Annotated in this window: 6 protein-coding genes; 2 read left to right on the top strand and 4 right to left on the bottom strand. The window is 62.9% G+C overall.

The genetic code is table 11. The features are described 5' to 3' along the window. Positions 1–971 (bottom strand): thiamine pyrophosphate-binding protein (locus VE759_RS17320; RefSeq protein WP_324934671.1); only part of this gene is annotated, 971 nt, incomplete at its 3' end. Positions 972–1239: 268 nt separating this feature from the next. Between VE759_RS17320 and VE759_RS17315 the strand changes: the two genes are divergently transcribed. Beyond that, entirely contained in the window at positions 1240–1995 is a 756-nt protein-coding gene (locus VE759_RS17315; RefSeq protein WP_324934669.1) for a hypothetical protein, read from the top strand. Then, on the top strand, positions 1992–2528 hold the full coding sequence (locus tag VE759_RS17310; protein ID WP_324934667.1) for a DUF302 domain-containing protein: 537 nt from the start codon (positions 1992–1994) through the stop codon (positions 2526–2528). The genes VE759_RS17315 and VE759_RS17310 overlap by 4 nt, the downstream gene beginning before the upstream one ends. A 265-nt stretch (positions 2529–2793) precedes the next feature. Here VE759_RS17310 and VE759_RS17305 read toward each other — a convergent pair whose 3' ends face one another. The 3 genes from VE759_RS17305 to VE759_RS17295 form a co-directional block, all read right to left on the bottom strand. Continuing rightward, positions 2794–3066 carry a hypothetical protein gene (locus tag VE759_RS17305; protein WP_324934665.1) on the bottom strand — a complete coding sequence of 91 codons (273 nt, stop codon included), beginning with the start codon at positions 3064–3066 and terminating at the stop codon, positions 2794–2796. Between the two features lie 473 nt (positions 3067–3539). Further along, positions 3540–3887, bottom strand: a complete 348-nt coding sequence (locus VE759_RS17300; protein ID WP_324934663.1) for a VOC family protein — start codon at positions 3885–3887, stop codon at positions 3540–3542. A gap of 236 nt (positions 3888–4123) precedes the next feature. Further along, a partial coding sequence (locus VE759_RS17295; protein ID WP_324934661.1) for an SDR family oxidoreductase occupies positions 4124–4799 on the bottom strand: 676 nt, incomplete at its 5' end.

Here is a 4799-nt window from a genome sequence, read left to right as displayed (position 1 = left end):
AGCATGTCACGCATTTCGATGTTCGAGAACACCTGGGACGCGACCCGTGTGCGGTGGTGAGCGATTTCGATGGTGCGGGCCGGTTCGAGGCTGGCGGTCAAGGCGCCCGAGTTGAGGTCGGTCATCATCGTGCCTATACACAAGACCTGGTCACATGATTCGACAAAGGCCCGGACGGGTTCGTCCATCAGCCTTCCGTCGTACATCCCGATGTATAACGGATTCTGCTCATCGAGGACCGACTTGTCGGCGAACATCGTCGCGAAGGGGAGTCCCACTGCGTCAACGAATTCCCGCAGGAGATCTTGTGCACCGACGCGGGCGACCAGCATTCCCGGCAGGACGCAGGCGGTGCGGGCCGCATCGAGGGCTTTGACGATTGCGTCCAGCGCTGCGGCGAGGCTGGGTCGGTCGGTTAAAGGTGGATCGAGGGCGTGGGCACGGCCAACAACCGGTTGGGCCGCCAGGTCCGATGGAAAAGCCATGTAAACGGGTCGCCGGTGGTAGAGAGCAGCCGCGATCAACCGTTCCGTCTCGTGTGCGACGTTCTGCGGTGTCATGACGGCGCTCGCACACACCACCGGCTCGGCCATTTTTCGGAACAGGTCGAATTCGCCGTTGCCCAACGTGTGATGCACCCGCGAGCGGGCCGACTGCACCGGCATGGCGGGCATCCCGGTGAGGTGGAAGACCGGAAGGTTCTCCGCATAGGAGCCGCTGATAGCGTTGATCGCGCTGAGTTCGCCGACCCCGTAGGTGGTGCTGAGCGCACCCACGCCGCGTAGCCGCGCATAACCGTCGGCCGCGTAGCCCGCGTTCAGTTCGTTACAGCAGCCGATCCATTCGATACCGGCGTGGTTGACGATCGCATCTTGAACGCTGAACGCGAAGTCCCCGGGGACACCGAAGATCGCGTCGACTCCGATCTCCTTCAGGCGACGCAGAACATGTTCAATCACCTGCTCCGACATGGGTTCTCCTCGGCTAGTTTTGACCATGTTCTCCTCGGCGGCAGGTCCACCAGTCCCGGGTCCACATGGTCCTTCGCGGATGCCCCTTGAGCTCCCACGTTCGCGAGCCCGGGCCATCGAGTGTTATTGAATTGGCCCGGGTTCGTATCCACCGGTGGACAGTGCAATTGGACAGCCTTCGGCCGGCGGGGCGGCGCTGGTGCGACTGACCACTCGGACTGTCCACCGGCAGATACGAGCGGGGGCTCGGCGCACGACACTGGGATGCGTGACTGACGACCTCGTCGCGACCGCTATCGAGGCGGCTGGCGGTCAAAAGCTTTGGGATACGTTGCGCGGCTTGACCGTCGACCTTTCGATCGGCGGGCCGATATGGGCGATGAAGGGGTGGCCGCCCGGCGCGACATTCGACCAGACCGTCACCCTCGACACCGTCGACGAACACATAGAATTCGCGCCGTTCACGCGGCCCGACTGGCGGATGACCTTTGACGCGGACATGGACACCGTGGCACTACAGACACTCGACGGGCACCCCGTCGGCACGTTGGCTCCGGCGCGGGCCTCATTCAAGGGCCACCTGCGACCAACCCCCTGGGACGCCCTACACCTCGGGTACTTTTTGGGCTACGCCAACTGGAACTACTTCACCAGCCCCTTCTTGTTCGCCTATCCCGGGGTGGTCGCGAAGGAAATCGAGCCGTGGCACGAGGCCGGCCAAACCTGGCGGCGACTGCGAGTGCACTTCCCGTCCTCCATCGCGACCCACAATCCCGAGCAAGTGTTCTACTTCGACTCAGCGGGCCTGCAACGCCGAATGGACTACATCACCGAAGTTCTCGGCAGCACCCTCGTCGGCCACTACAGCGGCCGCTACCGATCCTTCGACGGACTGCGGGTTGCCACCCGTCGACGGATCTTTCGACGCAACCCGGACAACACCGTCAATCTCAACCAGCCGTCCATCATCCTCGACATCGGCAACGTCGAACTGCATTGCACCAACGAAGGAGACCAGCCGTGACCACCGTCAGCAGCGCCGTCGATCACCGCTCGCGGCGGCTCATCGTGCACCTGCCCCACCTCTATGACGAAGCCAGGGAACTCTACGAAACCCTGGTACCCGAGGCAGACATGGCTCGATTCGGCCAGATGGCCAACTGGCAAGCAACATTGGAACTCGCCGAAATCAATGCCCCACAAGGGTTCATGCGCTACTACCGCACCGATGTGACCGCCGCCATGGCGGGGTCAGCGTCGTTTTGGAAGGCGACCGAGTACTTGATGGGCAACCACACCATCGCCGAACGCATGTTTCACCACGACCCGGCCGTGATGCTGCACGCCCCACTGCGCACCCTTCTTTACGCCGACCCCGACGGTGACACCAAACTCGCCGTCGACCAACCGAGCCTGCTTTTCGCCAGCTACAACAACCCCGACGTCGAAGAGGTGGGCTACCGCCTCGATTATCTGTTGGCTCTGTTGATCAGCACTATGGGCGGTGACGTTCCTGCAGCGCTGCACGACGGGGCATCACCATCACGTCCACGCTGATCTACGGCGAGTACGACGCGGTGCTGGTGGAAACCCTTACCACCGTGGCCGAGGCCGAGGTGCTCGCGGGCTGGGTTGCGTTACACCATCGCAACGTCACCACCATCTACTCACGCGCGGCCGGTGATGGCCGAACCCTACCCAGATGACACCTTCACCCTGGGGGCCACGAACTACTCATCATCGAGCAGGGCCGCACCGACACGGTGAATACGACGTCGCTGCATGTTCCTAACATCGATCTCGTCGTCGGCGGCGACGTGCTCTACAACCAGTGCCATTGTACGTCGGGGACACCACCCCCGAGAGCCGGCGCAATTGGATCGACGCGCTTAACCGGGCGGCGGCGCTGCACCCGAAAATCGCTGTCACCAGCCACAAGAAACCGGGTGGCGAGGATCACTTCCGCCTCCGCATTCAGCCGGGCCGTGAATCCGATCTTGAAGTTGTTCATGTCGCTGTGGAGCATCACGCGACGAAGCTCGATGAGCCACCTGTAACCCAGGAGCCCAAATCGAGGAGAATCAATGAAGACCATCCTATTCACAGCTTTGGCAGGCAGTGCCATCTTGTTGGCCAGCCCGGCCCTGGCCGACGAGAGTCAGACCCCTCTTCCTCCCCCCGCCACGGCTGCCCCCGCCGCCGCACCCTCCGCGACTGCTACGCCTACGCCGGGGCCGGTGGTGTCGACCGGCGGTAGCGTCAGCGGCTCCAACCCGGGCAGCGGCTGCTCACAGCGGCTGGGTGTCCGTAATGCGCCCCCTGGACAGTCCGCTATCGGTGCGTGGAGTTCCAATGGTATCAACGGGTGGCCCAGCGACTGGCCGGGTAACGCCCCCGCTAATGCCGTCCCCACCACAGGACCCTCTATAGGGTGTTCGCGGTGAAATTACGGCCCGCCGCGTACAACAGCGGCGATAGTTGAACAAGCTAAGGCTCTGCGGGTTTTCCCTTCTGCCATGATCGATCCCGGCGTATTCATTGCCGCAACATCGGACCTGGTATCAAGCCTTACCACTCGACGCCGGTGGAGACGCAGAACTCATTCTGCTCGGGGTCCCACATTCTCACCCATCGCGTTCCCCCGAAGCTCTGCACGCCTGCGTCGATGCGACGAGCGCCGAGTGCCTGCAACCGGCCGACCTCGGCCTCGATGTCGTCGACCACAATGTCGACATGCATGCGGTTCTTGCCCACTTTGGGTTCCGGTACTCCCTGAAGGAGAAGCGGTGAAGCGATCCCTTCTTTGGGAACGAGCACAGCCAGATTCGCGTCCGTGTAGTAATCGCGATAGTCCAGGGCCTCGCGCCAGAACTTAGCGAGCCTCTTTGGCTCTTCACAATCGAGCACGAGTTCCACTGTTGCTTTGTGTCCCATCGCCTGCCTCCCGGTCGGAATACCACTCGGCCAGCGACGATCAGGATACGGGGCCGGCGTGGGCATGCCCACACGCTGCGGCCCGACGGCAACGGTTCCGATTGCTCGCGACAGCACCAGACCTGAAACCGTCGCGAACGATATGGCAAAACTTTAGACGGATGAACAGTTCTTGGAGAGATAGCAGGGGCCGTTCTGCCTGTGATCGGCCCGGCGGCTCATAGCAGTCCGAGCAGTTGCAGGTTGGTGATGTATTTGACGATGATCGGCGCGGAAACGTGCGGGATGTCTTTGTCCGGGCCGATTTTCGCGTCCTGCACCGCGGAGCGGAACCGCCCGGTCGGCGCGATGGGTCCGTTGATCGGCTTCTCGGGCCGCCGGTAGTTGTGCAACACCGGCAGTAGCGAGTGCTGGCGCTGTCGGTCGGGCAGGGCCCGCATGGCGGTCTCGAACCGCTGCAGCCAGGCGTCGTAGTCGGGGATGCGCTGGATCGGGTACCCGGCCTCGATGAGCCAGTCGACGTATTCGTCGAGCCCGATGCCGTCGTCGTAGGGGTTCAACACGTGATACGTCTCGAAGCCCGCCTGTTGGCCGAGGGTGGAAATCGCCTCGGCGATGAAATCCACGGGCAGCCCGTCATAGTGCGCCCGTTGCCGGTTGCCGTCCGCGTCGAGTTCATAGAACGAGCCGGGCGCGATGCCGGTGGCGACCAGGCTCAGCATCATGCGGGTGAACGTGTCGGGCACATTGAGTTGGCCCGCGTACCTCGTTTCGGCGAGGATCATGTCGCAGCGAAAAACCGACACCGGCAGCCCGCACAAGTCGTGGGCCTGCCGCAGCAGCACTTCGCCGGCCCATTTGCTGTTGGCGTAGCCGTTGGCGTAGTCGTCGTTG

Source organism: Mycobacterium sp. (assembly GCF_035640695.1).
In the GTDB taxonomy this organism is placed as follows: domain Bacteria; phylum Actinomycetota; class Actinomycetes; order Mycobacteriales; family Mycobacteriaceae; genus Mycobacterium.
This window is presented reverse-complemented; position numbering and strand designations above follow the sequence as displayed.

Coding starts and splice junctions, on each gene's coding strand:
- VE759_RS17305 (WP_324934665.1), bottom strand. CDS start 3,066: ATGGTCTTCATTGATTCTCCTCGATTTGGGCTCCTGGGTTACAGGTGG.